At 61.1% G+C, this 13,863-nt stretch carries 17 protein-coding genes; 9 read left to right on the forward strand and 8 right to left on the reverse strand.

Annotation, left to right across the window (positions count from 1 at the left end; genetic code table 11):
• Positions 1-102 precede the first annotated feature (102 nt).
• A complete protein-coding gene (locus J3P97_RS27045) occupies positions 103-654 on the forward strand; it encodes a cytochrome c oxidase assembly protein (protein WP_434673134.1) in 552 nt (183 codons plus the stop codon).
• Between the two features lie 24 nt (positions 655-678).
• Positions 679-1,566, forward strand: a complete 888-nt coding sequence (locus J3P97_RS27050; RefSeq protein WP_305497825.1) for a cytochrome c oxidase subunit 3 — start codon at positions 679-681, stop codon at positions 1,564-1,566.
• Between the two features lie 24 nt (positions 1,567-1,590).
• Here the strand turns inward: J3P97_RS27050 and J3P97_RS27055 are convergent, their stop codons facing one another.
• Positions 1,591-1,794: a twin transmembrane helix small protein gene (locus tag J3P97_RS27055; protein ID WP_305497823.1), complete on the reverse strand. Its 204-nt coding sequence runs from the start codon at positions 1,792-1,794 to the stop codon at positions 1,591-1,593.
• A 70-nt stretch (positions 1,795-1,864) separates the two neighbouring features.
• Here J3P97_RS27055 and J3P97_RS27060 point away from each other — a divergent pair, with 70 nt between their 5' ends.
• The 5 genes from J3P97_RS27060 to J3P97_RS27080 are packed head-to-tail and all read left to right on the forward strand — an operon-like array spanning position 1,865 to position 5,770.
• On the forward strand, positions 1,865-2,602 hold the full coding sequence (locus J3P97_RS27060) for an SURF1 family protein (protein WP_434673135.1): 738 nt from the start codon (positions 1,865-1,867) through the stop codon (positions 2,600-2,602).
• Complete coding sequence (locus J3P97_RS27065; RefSeq protein WP_434570817.1) at positions 2,568-3,161, forward strand: hypothetical protein; 594 nt, start codon at positions 2,568-2,570, stop codon at positions 3,159-3,161. Before J3P97_RS27060 ends, J3P97_RS27065 begins: the two co-directional genes overlap by 35 nt.
• 10 nt (positions 3,162-3,171) lie before the next feature.
• Complete coding sequence (locus J3P97_RS27070; RefSeq protein ID WP_434673136.1) at positions 3,172-4,251, forward strand: COX15/CtaA family protein; 1,080 nt, start codon at positions 3,172-3,174, stop codon at positions 4,249-4,251.
• Complete coding sequence (gene cyoE, locus J3P97_RS27075; protein WP_305497816.1) at positions 4,239-5,138, forward strand: heme o synthase; 900 nt, start codon at positions 4,239-4,241, stop codon at positions 5,136-5,138. The genes J3P97_RS27070 and cyoE overlap by 13 nt, the downstream gene beginning before the upstream one ends.
• Positions 5,135-5,770, forward strand: coding sequence for an SCO family protein (locus J3P97_RS27080; protein ID WP_434602292.1), 636 nt, complete (start codon positions 5,135-5,137; stop codon positions 5,768-5,770). Before cyoE ends, J3P97_RS27080 begins: the two co-directional genes overlap by 4 nt.
• Positions 5,771-6,002: 232 nt before the next feature.
• Here J3P97_RS27080 and J3P97_RS27085 read toward each other — a convergent pair whose 3' ends face one another.
• Positions 6,003-6,776 (reverse strand): helix-turn-helix domain-containing protein, encoded by a 774-nt coding sequence (locus J3P97_RS27085; protein ID WP_434673137.1) that lies wholly within the window; start codon positions 6,774-6,776, stop codon positions 6,003-6,005.
• A gap of 88 nt (positions 6,777-6,864) precedes the next feature.
• Between J3P97_RS27085 and J3P97_RS27090 the strand changes: the two genes are divergently transcribed.
• The gene (locus J3P97_RS27090) at positions 6,865-7,749 is read left to right on the forward strand and encodes an alpha/beta fold hydrolase (protein WP_434673138.1); all 885 of its coding nucleotides are present in this window, start codon (positions 6,865-6,867) and stop codon (positions 7,747-7,749) included.
• A gap of 530 nt (positions 7,750-8,279) precedes the next feature.
• Here J3P97_RS27090 and J3P97_RS27095 read toward each other — a convergent pair.
• From J3P97_RS27095 to J3P97_RS27110, 4 genes are all read right to left on the reverse strand, one after another.
• Positions 8,280-9,092, reverse strand: a complete 813-nt coding sequence (locus tag J3P97_RS27095; protein WP_434673139.1) for an alpha/beta fold hydrolase — start codon at positions 9,090-9,092, stop codon at positions 8,280-8,282.
• Between the two features lie 43 nt (positions 9,093-9,135).
• The gene (locus J3P97_RS27100; RefSeq protein WP_434673140.1) at positions 9,136-10,014 is read right to left on the reverse strand and encodes an alpha/beta fold hydrolase; all 879 of its coding nucleotides are present in this window, start codon (positions 10,012-10,014) and stop codon (positions 9,136-9,138) included.
• Positions 10,015-10,222: 208 nt separating this feature from the next.
• A complete protein-coding gene (locus J3P97_RS27105) occupies positions 10,223-11,536 on the reverse strand; it encodes an ATP-binding protein (RefSeq protein ID WP_434673141.1) in 1,314 nt (437 codons plus the stop codon).
• Positions 11,533-12,273, reverse strand: coding sequence for a response regulator (locus J3P97_RS27110; RefSeq protein ID WP_186710633.1), 741 nt, complete (start codon positions 12,271-12,273; stop codon positions 11,533-11,535). Before J3P97_RS27110 ends, J3P97_RS27105 begins: the two co-directional genes overlap by 4 nt.
• 286 nt (positions 12,274-12,559) lie before the next feature.
• Between J3P97_RS27110 and J3P97_RS27115 the strand changes: the two genes are divergently transcribed.
• Positions 12,560-12,826, forward strand: a complete 267-nt coding sequence (locus J3P97_RS27115) for a DUF2790 domain-containing protein (RefSeq protein ID WP_434673142.1) — start codon at positions 12,560-12,562, stop codon at positions 12,824-12,826.
• A 34-nt stretch (positions 12,827-12,860) separates the two neighbouring features.
• Here J3P97_RS27115 and J3P97_RS27120 read toward each other — a convergent pair whose 3' ends face one another.
• Together J3P97_RS27120 and J3P97_RS27125 are read right to left on the reverse strand one after the other, a co-directional pair.
• A complete protein-coding gene (locus J3P97_RS27120; protein ID WP_434673143.1) occupies positions 12,861-13,103 on the reverse strand; it encodes a hypothetical protein in 243 nt (80 codons plus the stop codon).
• Positions 13,104-13,115: 12 nt separating this feature from the next.
• Positions 13,116-13,337, reverse strand: coding sequence for a hypothetical protein (locus tag J3P97_RS27125; protein WP_434673144.1), 222 nt, complete (start codon positions 13,335-13,337; stop codon positions 13,116-13,118).
• Positions 13,338-13,863: the final 526 nt, after the last annotated feature.

Here is a 13,863-nt window from a genome sequence, read left to right on the forward strand (position 1 = left end):
TGGGAGCGAGCCTGCTCGCGAAAACGGTATGCCTGGCACACCGCGTCGCGTCTTTCGCGAGCAGGCTCGCTCCCACAGGGTTCTCGGTGCGGAGCGCAGGCCATGGCTGACTCGATCTCGCTGAAAAAACTTGTCACCCGCCTGTTGCTGGTGGTGGTGGCCATGTTTGCCTTCGGGTTTGCCCTGGTGCCGATCTACGACGTGATGTGCAAAGCGTTCGGCATCAACGGCAAAACCGGCGGGCAGTACACGGGTGAGCAAACCGTTGATGAGTCGCGGCAGGTCCGGGTGCAGTTCTTGTCGACCAACTCGGTGGACATGGTCTGGGACTTCTACCCCAAGGGCGATCAATTGGTGGTCAAGCCGGGAGCGGTCAATGAGATGGTGTTCATTGCCCATAACCCCACCGATCGGCCGATGAGCGCCCAGGCGGTGCCGAGCATTTCGCCGAGCAACGCCGCGGCGTATTTCCACAAGACCGAATGTTTCTGTTTTACCCAGCAAGTGCTGCAACCCGGCGAACGCATCGAAATGCCCATGCGCTTCATCGTCGACCGGGACATGCCCAAGGAAGTGAAGCACCTGACGCTGTCCTATACGCTGTTCGATATCACCGCTCGTCATCCACCGGTGGCTGTAAACACTGACCGATAGCGTGCCCGATAAGGAGAACAATAAATGGCAACTCATGAGCACTATTACGTTCCGGCCCAGAGCAAATGGCCGATCATCGCCACGGTCGGGATGTTCGTCACGGTGTATGGCCTGGCGACCTGGTTCAACGACCTGAAAGCGGCGCGTCCGGATTCCCACGGCCCGCTGATCTTTTTCGTCGGCGGCCTGCTGCTGGCCTACATGCTGTTCGGCTGGTTTGGCGCGGTCATCAAGGAAAGCCGCGCCGGGCTGTACAGCGCGCAGCTCGATCGCTCGTTCCGCTGGGGCATGAGCTGGTTCATTTTTTCCGAGGTGATGTTCTTCGTCGCCTTCTTCGGCGCGCTGTTCTATGTGCGCGTGGTGTCGGCGCCCGGCTTGGCCGGCGAAGGCAGCAAGGGCCTGTCGGAAATGCTCTGGCCAAATTTCGAATACGTCTGGCCATTGCTGAACAACCCCGATCCGAAACTCTTTCCGGCGCCCAAGGACGTCATCAGCCCGTGGGGCTTGCCGCTGCTCAACACCATCCTGCTGGTCAGCTCCAGCGTCACCGTCACCATCGCCCACCATGCCCTGAAGAAAGGTCATCGCGGCGCGCTGAAAATCTGGCTGGCGATCACCGTGCTGCTGGGTTGCGCCTTCCTGGGTTTCCAGGCCGAGGAATACATCCACGCCTACAAGGAACTGGGCCTGACCCTGGGTTCGGGGATCTACGGCGCGACGTTCTTCATGCTCACCGGCTTCCACGGCGCCCACGTCACCATCGGCACGATCATCCTGTTCGTGATGCTGATGCGCATCATGCGCGGGCATTTCGACAACGAGCATCAGTTCGGCTTCGAGGCCGCGAGCTGGTATTGGCACTTCGTCGATGTGGTGTGGATCGGCTTGTTCTTCTTCGTCTACATACTCTGAGGCAACCGTTATCAGGGCGGCTTTTTACCAAGGAGCATGGGACACCAACTGGCCGCTGAAAAAGCCCCAGGCGATCAAGCCGACGGTGACGACGGCCAGGCTGACGCGAATCGCCAGGGCGATGACCAGACGATTGGAATTGCTGTCGTCCTTGACCAGAAAAAACAAGCCGCTGAACAGGCTGGCAATCGTGGCGATCAGCATCAGGACGATGGCTGCTTTTAGCATCAGGAACACTCCGGGGGAACGCGATGCACGTGAGTATAGCTATCCCGTTCTACAGCTTTCGGCCGGCGCCATGAAAGGCTTCCGGCCAGGTCTCGTGCCGTCGCTGGTGGTGGCCGTGCTGGTGCCGGTGATGGTGTGCCTGGGGTTCTGGCAATTGAGCCGGGGCGAGCAGAAACGCCTGCTCATGGACACCTACGCCGAGCGCCGCGTGGCCAAGCCGATGGACAGCGTGGAGCTTTCGCAAACAACGGATCCGGCCTTTCGTCTCGTCAGCCTGCACGGCCAGTTCGACGCCGAACACAGCCTGCTGCTGGATAACCGCCAGCACGACGGCAAGGTCGGCGTCGAACTGCTGCAACCGTTCCTCGACCACGCCAGCGGGCTGTGGCTGCTGGTCAATCGCGGCTGGCTGCCCTGGCCTGATCGCCGTACGCCGCCGGTCTTCAATACGCCCGAGCAACCCATCGACCTGCAAGCCTGGGTCTACGTCGCGCCCGGCGCCACGTTCCAACTGCACGCCGACCCGGCCAGCGCCCCGTGGCCGCGGCTGGTCACCGCTATCGAACCGCAGAAGCTCTGGGCCGAACTGGGCCGCGGCGGCTTCGCCTACGAATTGAGACAACAAACCGGCCCTGGCGCCTACCGGACCGATTGGCCAGTGGTCGCCATGGGCCCGGAAAAACATCTCGGTTATGCCGTGCAGTGGTTCGCCATGGCGGCGGCGCTGCTCGGCCTTTTCCTTTATCTCGGATGGCACAACGCAGGGAGACACCATGGGAAGCACCATGAATCCAACCAACATGTCTGACGCGCCCGACGCACGCAGCCGGCGCAAGGGGCGCGTGCAATTGCTGTTGATTGTGCTGGGCGTGGTCGGCCCGATGATCCTCGCCACCGGCATGTACAAATTCCAGTTCTGGGTCCCGGACAGCCGCAGCTATCACGGCGAGTTGATCGGCAACGGCCAGTCCCGCGCGGACATCGGCGTGCAGGCCGACGAGCAGCGCTGGCAGATCCTGGTAACGGCGCCGCAGGAGTGTTCGGTGGATTGCCGGCAATTGGTGTACCTGGCTCGGCAGGTGCAGATCGGCCTGGGCCGCGAGGCCGGCCGCGCCAGCCATGCCCTGGCGATAGCGCAACCGCTCGAGGCGGAATACGACGCCCAGCTGCAGCGCGAGTATCCGCAACTACAACGTTATCCGCTGGACCTGCCGGCCTATCAGAAAGGCGCCCAGGGCTCCGGCGGTGCCCAGTTGTGGATCATCGACCCCCACAGCAACCTGGTGCTGCGCTACGACGCCCGGGTCAAGGGCAAGGACCTGCTCAACGACCTGCGCCATCTGCTGAAACTGTCCAACATCGGATAAGGGCATCGACATGGCCAAGCCTGGATTTCGCCTCGCGCTGTTTGCCACGTTGCTGGCATTGATTGTCGTACTGTTGGGCGCTTACACCCGCCTGACTCACGCCGGCCTCGGTTGCCCCGATTGGCCCGGTTGCTACGGTTTCATCAGCGTGCCCAAGGGCGAAGCCCAACTGGCCCATGCCGAGTTACATTTTCCCGACACCCCGGTGGAAGCCCATAAAGGCTGGAACGAGATGGTCCATCGCTATTTCGCCGGTGCGTTGGCACTGATGATTGCCGCGCTGGCCGCCCGCGCCTGGACGAACCGCCGGCACCCCGGCCTGCCATTAAAACTGCCGCTGTTCCTGCTGGCGGTGGTGTTCGCCCAGGCGGCGTTCGGCATGTGGACCGTCACGCTCAAGCTCTGGCCGCAGGTGGTCACCGGGCATTTGCTGGGCGGGTTCGCGACGTTGAGCCTGCTGTTTTTGCTCACGTTGAGATTGTCCGGCGTGTTGCCGGCGTTGACCGTGCCCAAACGCCTGCAACACTGGGCCACGGCTGGGCTGTTGCTGGTAATCGGCCAGATCGCCCTGGGTGGTTGGGTCAGCTCCAATTACGCCGCGGTGGCCTGTATCGACTTCCCGACCTGCCACGGCCAATGGATGCCGCCCGCCGATTTCGCCAATGGTTTTCACCTGACCCAGCACATCGGCCCGAATTACCTGGGCGGGCAACTGGACAGCGACGCCCGCACCGCCATCCACGTGACCCACCGCATCGGCGCCTTGCTGGTGACGGTGGTGCTGCTGGGGCTGGCCTGGCAGCTCAAGACTGTGGGCATGACCCGACTGGCGGGACTGGTCCTCGCCGCACTCGCAGCGCAAATTACCCTGGGTATAAGCAACGTCGTGTTTCATCTGCCGCTGCCGGTGGCGGTGGCCCATAACGCTGGGGGTGCCGCGCTGTTGCTGAGCCTGGTGCTGGTCAACTATCACGCCCGGACCAGCCTGGTCCGGGTACGGCATCAGGTCCCGCTGCGCTGGCGCTTCACTCCGCCTGAACACGGCGTCGGCCCCATCACGATCAAAGGAGAGATGCCATGGCAACCCTGACCGGTACACGCCACAGCCAGGCGATCTGGCGCGATTACCTGGAGCTGACCAAGCCCAAGGTGGTGGTATTGATGCTGATCACCTCGCTGGTCGGCATGTTCCTTGCGACCCGCGCCGGAGTGCCCTGGACAGTGCTGGTGTTCGGCAATCTGGGGATTGCGCTGTGCGCCGGTGGCGCGGCGGCGGTCAACCATGTGGTGGATCGGCGTATCGACGCGGTGATGGCGCGCACACACAAGCGGCCATTGGCCGAGGGCCGGGTCTCGCCGGCCGCCGCACTGACGTTCGCCCTGGCACTGGCGCTGGCCGGCCAGGCGATGCTGCTGGTGTTCACCAATCCGCTGACCGCCTGGCTGACCCTGGCCTCGCTGCTCGGCTACGCGGTGATCTACACCGGGTTTCTCAAGCGCGCCACACCTCAGAACATCGTCATTGGCGGCCTCGCAGGCGCGGCGCCACCGTTGCTGGGCTGGGTCGCGGCCACCGGTCACGTCAGCGCCGAACCGTTGCTGCTGGTGTTGATCATCTTTGCCTGGACGCCACCACATTTCTGGGCCCTGGCGATCCATCGCAAGGAGGAATACGCCAAGGCAGACATCCCGATGCTGCCGGTGACCCACGGCGAGCACTACACCAAGATCCATATCCTGCTGTACACCCTGGTGCTGCTGGCGGTCAGCCTGATGCCGTTCGTGATCCAGATGAGCGGGTTGCTGTACCTGGCGTGCGCGCTTGTACTGGGCGCCAGGTTCCTGCAATGGGCCGTGGTGCTGTACCGTGGCAGTCGGCCGCACGCGGCGATCAACACGTTCAAGTACTCTATCTGGTACTTGTTCCTGCTGTTCATCGCCCTGCTTGTAGATCACTACTTACTGTTGAGCCTATGACCCGAACCCAGAAAACCGTCTTCATCCTCGTGGCCGTGATCGCCCTGATCCTCGGCCTGACCATCAATAAAGTGCTGTCCGGCAAAGGCCAGGGCGACCCGACCGCGCTGATCGACGCCGGCATCATCCTGCTGCCGCAAAGCCGCAGCCTGCCGGACGTGAAAATGACCGACCAGGACGGCCAGCCGGTGACGATCAATGAGCTGAAAGACAAGTGGAGCCTGCTGTTCTTCGGCTACACCTTCTGCCCGGACATCTGCCCGACCACCCTCGCCCAGCTGCGCCAGATCAAGAGCGAGCTGCCGCCCGAGGCGGTGGCCAAGTTGCAGATCGTGCTGGTGAGCGTCGACCCGAACCGCGACACGCCCAAGCAACTCAAGCAATACCTGGGTTACTTCGACCCGCAGTTCATCGGCCTGACCGCCGCCTCGGTGCAAGACCTGCAAAAACTCGCCAACGCGGTAAGCATCCCGTTCATCCCGGCGGACACCAGCAAGCCCAACTACACCGTCGACCACAGCGGCAACCTCGCCGTCATCGGCCCGGACGGCACGCAGCGCGGGTTTATTCGGGCGCCGATGAATAATCAGAAGTTGGTGGCGCAGTTGCCGGAGATGCTGAAACACAAATAAACGATGCAAGACCTGTGGCGAGGGAGCTTGCTCCCGCTCGGTTGCGCAGCAGCCGCAAGACCGGACGATACGGTTTGCCTGAAGAAATGCAGGGGCCTGCTGCGCAGGCCAGCGGGAGCAAGCTCCCTCGCCACAAAAGCTGCTCTGCGCCAGGTCGCTTTACAGACCCTGACTCTGTTCTTGATGGTGGCTTTGAGATCGACGCAATGTGTAGCGGGATCATAAAGGCTGTTCACAGGCGGTTGGAAAAGAGGATGCGTAGATCATCGCCAGCAAGCACGTCAGTCGGCTTGACCCCCAGTAGCTTGCGGCAACTGTTGCTGAAGTGGGCTGAGTCGCTGAACCCCGCCATCTGCGCGGCTTCGGTGAGCGATAGCCCCTGGCTGACAAAACTGACCAGCGCGCGCAGACGCAGCCACACCCGGTAGCGCCTCAGCGGCAGCCCCATGGCCTGGTTGAACAGTGCAGAAAGGCGGCTTGGCGATAGACAAACGAGGGCCGACAGTTCCTGGGTGGTGAAATTGCGCTGGGGCTGCGCCTGCATCGCATCCAGCACCTTGAGTACCCGTGGGTCTGCATGGTTCGACTCGCCCGTATCGGGCAGCAAGCGCATGGCGATTTGCCCGAGGAGGGCTTCGCCTTCCTGCACATCGCGGCCCGTCAACCCTTTGAGTTCCGTCAGCCAGTTGCCAGCGCTCGGCCCGGGATCGCTCAAGTGCTCGGTAGATAGGTTATAACGCAGCAGCAACTGCTGGTAGAGGCGGCTCTGTTTCTCAAAGAACAACACCGCCACAGGTTGCCCGGAAAACGCCAAAGCATGCGCGACACCTGCTGGCACGAATAACTGATCGTAACGCTGCCATGGGCTTGCGTCGGTGCCCCGTGCCTGAATCGGCGCCTGTAACCCCAGGCATAGAGCGCTGGCGCTATGTCGATGGAGGCTGATGTCGGGTAGCGGCCCGACATACAGGGTGAGCTGATTGCCCAGGATCAAAAAATTCTGCACGGCGTCCTCAAGTCAGTTGGTTCTTACAAGTCGCTCGCCCTGTCTGCCACTACATTGGCCGAAACTCCACAGCACTTGAGGCAGCGCAATGAATGCATACACCAGCGGCTTTCTTGCCGCGCCGCATCAATTCATCAGTATCGAAGGGCTGCGTTTTGGTTATCGCGACTATGGAACAGGTCCGGTACTGCTGATGCTGCACGGCTGGCCACTTAATGGCGATACCTTTGCGCCGTTGGTCGATGCGCTTGCCTCAGGCTTTCGTTGCATTGTGCCGGATCTCCCTGACGCAGGCATGACAGCCTGGTCAACAGAACATGATCTGAGCCCCGCCGGCCAGGCGCGTCTGCTCCAGGGTTTACTTGCGGCCTTGGGCATTGCGCAGGGCTATAGCCTGTTGGGTAATGACAGCGGCGGTATCGCCGCCCGCTACCTTGCACTTTGGGACGCCAGCCGCGTGGCCAAGTTGATTCTGCTCAATAGCGAAATACCTGGGCATCGCGCACCCAACCAGCGTCTGTACAAACAACTGGCGCGTTGGTTACCGGGATACGGCGCGCTTGCTCGCATCCAGCTAAGAAGTGCTGCCTATCTGTGTTCGAAGCGGGGGTTTGGCGGAACGCTCTACGATCACCAGCACTTGCTCGGCAGCTTTCATCGGCGCTTTATCGCGCCGCTGATCCAGTCCGCGCAGAGCATGGAGCAAGCCCGGTGCGCCTTTATCGCAGTGCTCGATTGGCCGCAGCTCGATGCCTTGAGCCATCTTCATGGCCAGATCGAGGCGCAGACCTTGCTGATCTGGGGGCGGCAGGACGATACCTTCCCTGAGCCGTATGCCATTGAGATGAGCCGGAGCTTTGCCAACCTTACCGGCTTTATCAGCATCGACAAGGCCAAGTTGTATGTTCATGAAGACCAACCAGAGCAGGTGATTCAACACCTCAAGGTCTTTCTGCTGGCAAAGCAGGAGTAGGGTGGAGTGATACCGGAGCTGGGCTCCTGGTTCGCCGGCTTTGGCTTAAGCACGCCCAGAGTGAAGCGCAGAGCGGTGACTGCCGGTCAGTTAAGCCACAAACCTGTGGGAGCAAAGCTTGCTCGCGATGACGCCAGCCCAGACACCGCCCGTGGCGAGGGAGCTTGCTCCCGCTCGGCTGCGCAGCAGTCGCAAAACCGGGCGATGCGGTTTGCCTGGAGGAATGCAGGGGCCTGCTGCGCAGGCCAGCGGGAGCAAGCTCCCTCGCCACAGGGGGGTTGTGTCGAACCGAATACCGAGCCCAAGGCTGCACACTGTGCGCCGCCATGGTGAGTGACCTGACATTTGGTCTGGATGGATCGAGGCGTCATGTGGCGCAGGGTACTAGCCGCTGATTGAGCTGAGGTCGTGGAACCGCGGCAATAGTATTTATGCCCCAACGAAAAAACCCGGCCACCTGTGCCGGGTTTTTGGTTCTTCTCGAAGACAAACGGATGAGGCTTTTAGGTCAGTCGCCCCGCTTTACGCGGTCATCCTTTGGAACTGGCCTGCGCCGCCTCAACGATCAGCTCCGCAACTTTCTCCGGATTCGACGTCATCACCACATGGGACGCCCCTTGAACGGTGACAGTCTTTTTCGAGCCCGCGCGTTCGGCCATGAACTTCAGGGCGGCCTCGGGGATGTTCTTGTCCGCCGAGCCGTAGATGAACCAGGACGGCAGTTTTTTCCAGGCCGGGTCGCCAGACGCTTCTTTCAATGCAGCCTCGCTGATTGGGCGTTGGGTGGCAGCCATCAGCGCGGAGTCCGCTGCTGGAACGTCGGCGGCAAACTGTTGGCCGAATTTGTCCTGCTGGATGTAGAGGTCCTTATTGCCGTCGTCCAGCTGCACCGGAGCCGCCAAGGTCGGGCCGAGGGTGCCGCCAGGGTAGCGACCGGACAGTTCGATGGCGGTTTCGCCTTTGTCCGGCGCGAAGGCTGCGACGTAGACCAGTCCCTTGACCTTGGGGTTGTCGTGCACGGCGTTGGTGATCACGGCGCCGCCGTAGGAATGACCCACCAGGATTACCGGGCCAGCGGTGTGCTCGACGATATCAGCGACGTAATCGGCGTCCTGCTTCACGCCGCGCAGCGGGTTGGCCGCGGCAACGACCGGATAACCCTGGGTCAGCAACTGGGCGGCAACGCCATTCCAACTGGACGATTCGGCGAAGGCGCCATGGACCAGCACGATGGTTGGCTTGGCAGCATCGGGTTGCGCGGCGGTTGCGCTATTAACGGAGGTCAGTGCCAGCGCAGCGGTGATGGTGACGGCCAACAGCGATTTGATAGTGAGCATGATCATTCCTTTTTTCATTGATTGGAGGGGTGACGCTGCAGCGATGGGTTTACTTGGCCAGAAAGTCCAGCAGGTCCTGGTTGAGGCGGTCCTTGTGGGTGTCGGTCAGGCCGTGCGGGGCGCCCGGATAGACGATCAACTCGGCGTTCTGCACCAGCTCGGCGGCGGCATGGGCGGAGGCGTAAATCGGGACGATCTGGTCATCGTCGCCATGCACGATCAGTGTCGGCACGTCGAACCTGGCCAGGTCGGCGCGGAAGTCTGTCGCCGAGAACGCTGCGATGCAGTCATAGGTGTTTTTGTGGCCCGCTTGCATGCCCTGCACCCAGAACGAATCGATCAGCCCTTGGGAGACTTTTGCCCCGTCGCGGTTGAAGCCGAAGAATGGGCCAGAGGCGATGTCGCGGTACAGCTGCGAGCGGTTGTCCAGCGAGGCCTTGCGCAGGCCGTCGAACACCTCGATCGGCAGGCCGCCTGGGTAGTCTTCGGTCTGGAGCATCATCGGCGGAACGGCGCTGATCAGTGCGGCCTTCTTCACCCGGTCGGTGCCGTGGCGGCCGATGTAGCGGGTGATTTCGCCACCACCGGTCGAGAAACCCACCAGGGTCACGTCGTTAAGGTCCAGGGTGTTGATCACAGCGGCCAAGTCATCGGCATAGTGATCCATGTCGTTACCTTCCCACGGCTGGCTGGAACGGCCATGGCCGCGGCGGTCATGGGCGATCACTCGATAGCCTTGGTCCGCCAGGAACAGCATCTGCGACTCCCAGCTATCGGAATTCAGCGGCCAGCCATGGCTGAAGGTGACGACTGGCCCATCTTTCGGACCCCAGTCCTTGTAATAGAGCTGTACGCCATCTTGGGTGGTGATATAGCTGCCGGCTTGGGCTTGGTTGGCTGCTTGAGCGCGGGAGGACTGGGTATTCATGGCAAGATCTCCTTAGGTCATGGCTCGCCACCGGGGATCCGATGGCGACTTGATGGGGAGCATTCTTGCAGCGGCGTGTATACCGGAAATGTTCGACACCCGGTCGTTATGCGTTCTTTTGAGTCTGTAGATGCGCTGGATACAGTGGCTTACAAATGCATTCGAATGAGTCGTAAAAAGGCTGCACGTGACGTGCAGCCAGCTCGGCCTACTGATCGACGCCGAAGTCGAGGGTCACGCAAAGACCGCCGCCGTCGCGGTTGCGCAGGCTCAGTGAGCCACCAATCGCGACGGTCAACTGTTGAGCGATGGCAAGCCCCAGGCCGGTGCCGCCAGAGCTGCGGTTGCGTGAGCTTTCCACCCGGTAGAACGGCTTGACCACCTCTGCCAGGATTTCCTCGGGAATGCCCGGCCCTCGGTCAAGCACACTGATCGAAACGCCGGTGCTCGCATTGCCGCCGATTTCCACCTCGGCGGTGCCGGCGTACTTCAGCGCGTTATCCACCAGATTCACCAGAACACGCCGCAGGGCATGGGGCCTTGTCTCGATGATCGCGCCGTTCTGGCCGCGCAGACTGACCTCCCGACCGGTGTCCTGGTAGTCGCACACCAGGCTGTCGAGAAAAGAATCCAGGCTGATGCGGCAACTGGTCTCCGTCGCACCATGGACACTGCGCGCATAAGCGACACCCTCGCGCACCAGATGCTCGATTTCGTCCAGGTCGTTGCCCAGTTTGTCTTTCTCTATCGAGTCGTCCATAAACTCGGCGCGCAGCTTCATGCGCGTGATGGGCGTCTGCAAGTCATGGGAAATGGCCGCCAACAACTGCATGCGCTCTTTCAAGTAAGCGGCAATGCGCGCCTGCATGCTGTTGAAGGCCCGGGCGGCGTAGGCCACTTCCCGTGGACCGGTTTCATCCAACGGCACCGGATGGGCGTTCGGGTCGAGGTTCTCGACCGCCTCGGCCAGTCGACTGAGCGGGCGTATCGCGATCCGCACGGCAAGCCAGGTGCAGCCGATCATCAACAGCAACTGACCGACCAGGGCAAAGGGCAACCAGGGCGACAACGGCCTGACCGAGGGACGCACATCGATGGTCACCGGGCTGCCGTCAGCCAATCGCACCTGGGCTTGGAAATGCTGGCGTGGACCAGGGATCTCGACAATGGTCAGGTCATAGTTGCGGCCCAGCGAGACTTGCAGGGATTGCGCCGCCGTCGCCGCAAGATCGTTCGAAGTGAGTGCAATGCCGGGGTCGTGCTCCCGCAGCAAATAGTCATAGTTGCGACGCTGCAGACGTTTGGTCCATTCCAGGCGTTCGGCGGCCGGCAGACGGTCGAGGATGGCGATGGAGGTCGCCGTGTCGTGCTCGAAATTGCCCAACATCGCCGTCTTGGTGCTTTCGTAGCGTTCGTAGTACTGGGCTGCGAACGTCAGGGCCTGGGCCAGTATCAAGCCGACAAGGAACACCAGCCACAGCCGCGAGGCCAGCGTGCGAGGCCATTGCAACGCGAGTTTCATGCCTGCTCCTCAAGCATTTCGACCGCAAAGGTGAAGACGTACCCTTCGTTGCGCACCGTCTTCAAGTAAAGCGGTTCGCGTGCGTCATCCAACAAGCGCTGGCGCACGCGGCTGACCAGCAGGTCAATGGAACGGTCGAAAATGTCGGCGTCACGACCCTGCGTCAGGTTGAGCAACTGGTCGCGACTCAATACCCGCTGCGGATGATCGAGAAAGACCCGCAGCAGCCGGTACTCGGCGCCGCTCAGCGAGACCAGCGTGTCGTCTTCATCGAGCAGATGGCGGGCGGTGGTGTCGAGGCGCCAGCGGCCGAACTTGAGCATCCGGCCGCTTTCGGTCACGACAAAGTTGGGCGGCAGCATGCGAGTGCGCCGCAGCACCGCGTTGATGCGCGCAAGCAGTTCCCGGGCCGCGAAGGGTTTGGCCAGATAGTCATCGGCGCCCATTTCCAGGCCAATGATGCGATCGGTCTCGTCGCTGCGCGCCGTCAGCATCAGCACCGGCGTCGCCTTATGCTTGCCGGCGCGCAGCTCCCGACACAACAGCAGCCCGTCATCTCCCGGCATCATGATGTCGAGCACGATCAGGTCGACCTGATTGGCTTCGAGAAAGGCCCGCATCTGGCGACCATCCGCGACCACGGTGGTGCGCAGGCCATTCTTCACCAGGTAGTTGCCGACCAGCTCCCTGATTTCCCGATCATCATCCACGATCAATACGTGATCGACATGTTCCATGCCCTGCTCTCCGAAATGCGCGCATCGATTGCGCAGTGTGACGATGCCGTGTTGCCGGTTGGCGACGCACCGTGCGTTCAGCTTATCCAGCCCTGGATCAAGCCAGAGCCAAGCAAAAACAGTGGCGATTGTATCGATCTGTATCGCAATTCACCTCAGATACGTACGCATCCAACCACGGCATTTTTCGACACAGCCGAGATACCGCACGGGCTTTTAATGAGCGCCATCGAGACAACAAGCATCGCCTCGACGACGCCATCAAACTCATTGAAGGGAAACGACCATGAACCTGAAGACCATCGCTACTGCTTGCCTGATCACGGCCCTGAGCGCCGGCGCATTACCCGCCTTGGCCCAGGACAAAGCGGCCGGCGAAAGCTATTCCTACGGCACGCACCTGGACATCGATAAGGTGATCTCGCTGACGGAAGACAGTGGCCAGAATTGCGGGTTGGTGGATGCGCAAATCACCTACCTTGATTCGATGGGTGAGCAGAAATCGCTGACATATCTCAAGCATGCGGCCAGCTGTAACAACGAAGGGAGTTGAGGGATGGTGGTGTCGGCACTTGCAAAGCGCCCTCTCAGCCAACCTCCTCAAACCGCCGCCGCTTCGAGAACAACCCCATCCCTATCACCACGGCAAAAACCGACAGCAACCCCAGATCAAACCCCAACAAGCGGTTCTGACCTGCCACAAAGCAGCCAACCACACCCACAGCCATCAATACCACGCCTAGCCACTTGCGTAGCAGATAGGGTTTGAGGAATCGATCAAGCAGAAAGGACACCACCAAGGCAATGACCAATTGAGTAATTTCGGACATGTACGTCTCCGGTCAGGTCTTGATGATCAATGTCGAGAGGGTGCGTTGCGGGCCGATACCGCCGTTGACCTGCGCCTCGATGCTGACCAGTACGTCGCCAGCATGGTAGGTGGGCAGGATTTCATTGGCATACATGCGCACACCGGCCCCTACAGATGCCGCCACGTAATAGGGGGCCACGGCCTTGGCGGCGGCACTGGAGGCCGTGGTTGCAAGGTTGGCGATCGACTTCATAGTGAGCGTGTTTTGCCTGGCCAAAATGCAGCTCGCGCAGGCGCCCACGTTCGCTGTCGGTGAGGGTGATCTGCGAGACGTTGAAGACGATCCCGTGATTGCCCATGTATTGGAAAGTCCCTTCGAACTTCATCACCCGGATCCTTTTGGGGTAAAGGTGGCAATTCTCTGCAACGGGCGGACTGGATTCAAATCATTTCGTGCTGCTGAACTGAGCAAAATAACCCACCTGCATGCCAAAACGCTCTTCTCCTACAGCCCCCACCTACAACGCCCATCTAGCTACGCATCCTTGCGCCTTTGCCTACAACTACGCCAGAATCCGCCGGCTTGTGCGCCTTGTTCCTGGGTTCTATTGTCGTCCTGCCACTGCCCATCAGTGGTCGGGTTTAGTAGCCCGGTTAAGGATACGGTCGCATGAGTCTCATCAGTCGGGCATTGCCTGCACTCGATGGTGGCTGTGCGCATGGCGCCTTCGGGCGCGCCGGGTTTTCCGTTTTCTTACCGGTCTACTAACTTGCGCACA

This window comes from Pseudomonas sp. R1-15, from assembly GCF_051132085.1.
Lineage (GTDB): Bacteria > Pseudomonadota > Gammaproteobacteria > Pseudomonadales > Pseudomonadaceae > Aquipseudomonas.

Bases quoted from the DNA above. Each gene is read 5' to 3' on its own strand.
- J3P97_RS27115 (WP_434673142.1), top strand. From the start codon at position 12,560: ATGAACCTGAAGACCATCGCTACTGCTTGCCTGATCACGGCCCTGAGC.
- J3P97_RS27070 (WP_434673136.1), top strand. From the start codon at position 3,172: ATGGCCAAGCCTGGATTTCGCCTCGCGCTGTTTGCCACGTTGCTGGCA.
- J3P97_RS27080 (WP_434602292.1), top strand. From the start codon at position 5,135: ATGACCCGAACCCAGAAAACCGTCTTCATCCTCGTGGCCGTGATCGCC.
- J3P97_RS27060 (WP_434673135.1), top strand. From the start codon at position 1,865: ATGAAAGGCTTCCGGCCAGGTCTCGTGCCGTCGCTGGTGGTGGCCGTG.
- J3P97_RS27045 (WP_434673134.1), top strand. From the start codon at position 103: ATGGCTGACTCGATCTCGCTGAAAAAACTTGTCACCCGCCTGTTGCTG.
- J3P97_RS27090 (WP_434673138.1), top strand. From the start codon at position 6,865: ATGAATGCATACACCAGCGGCTTTCTTGCCGCGCCGCATCAATTCATC.
- J3P97_RS27120 (WP_434673143.1), bottom strand. From the start codon at position 13,103: ATGTCCGAAATTACTCAATTGGTCATTGCCTTGGTGGTGTCCTTTCTG.
- J3P97_RS27125 (WP_434673144.1), bottom strand. From the start codon at position 13,337: ATGAAGTCGATCGCCAACCTTGCAACCACGGCCTCCAGTGCCGCCGCC.
- J3P97_RS27110 (WP_186710633.1), bottom strand. From the start codon at position 12,273: ATGGAACATGTCGATCACGTATTGATCGTGGATGATGATCGGGAAATC.
- cyoE (WP_305497816.1), top strand. From the start codon at position 4,239: ATGGCAACCCTGACCGGTACACGCCACAGCCAGGCGATCTGGCGCGAT.
- J3P97_RS27050 (WP_305497825.1), top strand. From the start codon at position 679: ATGGCAACTCATGAGCACTATTACGTTCCGGCCCAGAGCAAATGGCCG.
- J3P97_RS27095 (WP_434673139.1), bottom strand. From the start codon at position 9,092: ATGATCATGCTCACTATCAAATCGCTGTTGGCCGTCACCATCACCGCT.
- J3P97_RS27055 (WP_305497823.1), bottom strand. From the start codon at position 1,794: ATGCTAAAAGCAGCCATCGTCCTGATGCTGATCGCCACGATTGCCAGC.
- J3P97_RS27065 (WP_434570817.1), top strand. From the start codon at position 2,568: ATGGGAAGCACCATGAATCCAACCAACATGTCTGACGCGCCCGACGCA.
- J3P97_RS27105 (WP_434673141.1), bottom strand. From the start codon at position 11,536: ATGAAACTCGCGTTGCAATGGCCTCGCACGCTGGCCTCGCGGCTGTGG.
- J3P97_RS27100 (WP_434673140.1), bottom strand. From the start codon at position 10,014: ATGAATACCCAGTCCTCCCGCGCTCAAGCAGCCAACCAAGCCCAAGCC.